General features: G+C 37.9%; 4 protein-coding genes. All 4 read left to right on the top strand.

All coding sequences use genetic code 11. From position 1 onward, the window contains the following. The first annotated feature begins 316 nt into the window (after positions 1 to 316). On the top strand, positions 317 to 634 hold the full coding sequence (locus HJG58_RS18540) for a hypothetical protein (protein ID WP_000070380.1): 318 nt from the start codon (positions 317 to 319) through the stop codon (positions 632 to 634). Between the two features lie 162 nt (positions 635 to 796). Continuing rightward, a complete protein-coding gene (locus tag HJG58_RS18535) occupies positions 797 to 1,087 on the top strand; it encodes a hypothetical protein (protein ID WP_000593064.1) in 291 nt (96 codons plus the stop codon). Positions 1,088 to 1,171: 84 nt separating this feature from the next. Beyond that, positions 1,172 to 2,422: a protein rep gene (locus HJG58_RS18530; RefSeq protein ID WP_001180320.1), complete on the top strand. Its 1,251-nt coding sequence runs from the start codon at positions 1,172 to 1,174 to the stop codon at positions 2,420 to 2,422. A gap of 96 nt (positions 2,423 to 2,518) precedes the next feature. Further along, on the top strand, positions 2,519 to 2,734 hold the full coding sequence (locus HJG58_RS18525) for a hypothetical protein (protein ID WP_001262268.1): 216 nt from the start codon (positions 2,519 to 2,521) through the stop codon (positions 2,732 to 2,734). Positions 2,735 to 2,803 lie beyond the last annotated feature (69 nt).

Genomic DNA, 2,803 nt, shown 5'->3' with positions numbered 1-2,803 from the left:
CTGAATAAGGGGCTCTTGGTATATTTACGAAATCTCATGCCACGCTTGAAACTCAAGGGTTTCAGGCGTGTTTTTTTTATAGTTTCTTGAGAAACGCGTAAGCGTGCATTACTGAAAAAGCACCTAAATCTTAGAGTGGGTGTCTACCCACGAACTGACATAAAACGATTTCAAACCTTCCCTCTCTGATTACAAGCTCCCTTTAGCCTAAGAACGGGAGTTACCGAGCTTTGCTCGCCGTGATATTGAATAGATTTTAATTTTGATATATAAATAGAATCACAAAATGATTCCTTTTATATATAAGGTAAGATTTATGAGCAATCCATCAAAATTAGATACACTTGTTGCAGAAATTAGTGGTACTGCTGAATCTGAATATATTGGTCTTTATAAGCAGATTCCTTTTCGTGTAAGACTTCCCCTTTTTGCACGTTTATCAGCACTTCATACCATTCAAAATTCCCATAATAAAACTCCGCGTAATGCGTTGTTGAATGACTTACTTGAAATCGCCATGGATCAAGTTATGTTTAAATTAGATGAGGAAACTTTGGAAGCTCTGGGACATTTAGAAGCTCAATATTATGAAGAGCTTTCTCAATATGATTCTGGAGAACTTTCAGATGATTAGAAAACCACGAATTATAAGTAACACCTCTATGGAAAGCCTGGATGAAGCATGTACTTACTTTAGACAGGTTCTCCAGGAACATTTAGATAAAAAGAGACAAATTACATTTTTTACCATTGCTATGGTCGATGGTCGTTTGAAGTTAATTGAGGGGATACCAGAATGATTAAGCTTGAAGGTACAGTTTTAAATACATACCACTTAGATGGTGGGACTAATAAAAAGGGCGAAGAATATGAAGCTCGAGATAAGGTCCAGCTTCTAGGTTCGTTGGAGCTTCCCAACGGACAAATTAAAAATGAATTAATCGACCTTACTGTTGAAGATTCTCGTATTTATGATGATTTCAAAAATAAGCTTATTAGCATCAGTTGTGGCGCTATGGCTGTTGGTCGTAACGTTATTTTTTATGTTCGAAAAGGTGCGAAACCTGTTTTAGCAGATCACCTATGATTTTCCCTAAAAAACATCGAGTTAGCGAAGCGTCTCGATGTTTTTTCTTTTACTTGATACTATTGATTAAAGCGGGGACAAAATTTGCAGAATTTAGATAAGAAAAAACCCCTGTTATCGGACAGTTTGGCGACCGGTGATAACAAGGGTTTTGCATCTCCCAAAGGAGATCAACATAGGGATAGAATAACACGTTTTGGCATTTTGAAACATAGATCGAAGCAACAAGAAAACTATTTATTTTCGTTAGCTAAGATTAAAGAAAATTATCATGCCGATGTAAAAAACGATGAATCTATTCGCGCCATGAAAACTGCCCAAAAATTAAATGGGTGCGGTAATTTTCTTCTATTCAAAAATTTTTACACCATTGACCAAATTAAACTCGCCAAGTTCCAAGCTTGTAGTGAGCATTTGTTATGCCCGTTTTGTGCAGGTATTAGAGCTTCTAAGGCAATTCAAAAATACTCTGAGCGTGTTGATCAAGTCTTATCTGAAAATCCTCGTTTAAAGCCCGTTATGATCACGTTTACGGTTAAAAATGGGGTAGATCTAAGGGAACGGTTCACTCATCTTATAAAATCGTTTAGAACGCTTATAGAGCGTCGTAGGGACTATATTAAAAAAGGGCGTGGCTTTAATGAATTTTGCAAAATTAACGGTGCAATGTATTCATATGAGAATACTTACAATGAAAAAACTAATGAGTGGCATCCCCATATTCATGTGTTTGCACTTTTGGATGATTGGATAGATCAGGATGAATTGTCTCAATATTGGCAATCTATTACTGGGGACTCTATGGTCGTTGATATCCGTAGAGCCAAAAAACAAAAAGACTTAGGCTATTCAGGTGCTGCTGCTGAAGTCTGTAAATATGCTCTCAAATTTGGTGATCTTTCTGTAGAAAAGACTTGGGAAGCTTTCAAAGTTTTAAAAGGTAAGCGATTAAGTGGTGCTTTTGGATCTCTTTGGGGCGTGAAAATTCCTGAATCATTAATTGATGATTTACCAGATGATTCTGATTTACCTTATCTAGAAATGATTTATAAGTTCGTCTTTTCTAAGAAGTCTTATTACGATTTACAACTTACTCGTCATGTCGAACCTACAGGTAAGGACGCCGCCGACGAGCTTCGAGGAGTAGAAGGACGCAACCTGTTGGTGAGCATGGACGGGCGAGGAGTGAGCGACGCTGGGAGGGCCCGCACTGGCGCGCTTGCCCCGCAGCACGGACGAAAAAAACAACACTGGCAAATCCCACCAGTTACTCGTGTTCGGGTTCGGAAGCGAATCCGAAGATGGGACGGATATTTATGTGTTTTACATTTATAGTTTTTAACTAGTTAACAATACTAGTAAGTCGGTGAAATCAGGGAGTGCCATCCCCGATTTCACCTAACCACAACGTACTGTCAAGGAGTACTTATCATGGCTAACGCGAATACTACTGTTTTAGAACTTTTAGGCAAACAAGTTTCTTTTGTTTATGTTCTTAAGTCTGATTCAGATGAATATTCTTTCACCTGTTCTGGTGTTGTGACTGATGTAATTATTAGTCTTAACTCTGAACTACAGCTCTCTGTTGATAATGGGGATTTTTATATTTATTCGGATTTAAAGGATTTCTCTATCAAGTCTGAATAAGGGGCTCTTGGTATATTTACGAAATCTCATGCCACGCTTGAAACTCAAGGGTTTCAGGCGTGTTTTTTT

The organism is Acinetobacter geminorum (assembly GCF_013009345.1).
GTDB classification, from domain to species: Bacteria; Pseudomonadota; Gammaproteobacteria; order Pseudomonadales; family Moraxellaceae; genus Acinetobacter; species Acinetobacter geminorum.
Note: the sequence above shows the minus strand (reverse complement) of the source record. Positions and strands in the feature narration are given on the sequence as shown.

Coding starts and splice junctions, on each gene's coding strand:
- HJG58_RS18540 (WP_000070380.1), top strand. CDS start 317: ATGAGCAATCCATCAAAATTAGATACACTTGTTGCAGAAATTAGTGGT.
- HJG58_RS18535 (WP_000593064.1), top strand. CDS start 797: ATGATTAAGCTTGAAGGTACAGTTTTAAATACATACCACTTAGATGGT.
- HJG58_RS18525 (WP_001262268.1), top strand. CDS start 2,519: ATGGCTAACGCGAATACTACTGTTTTAGAACTTTTAGGCAAACAAGTT.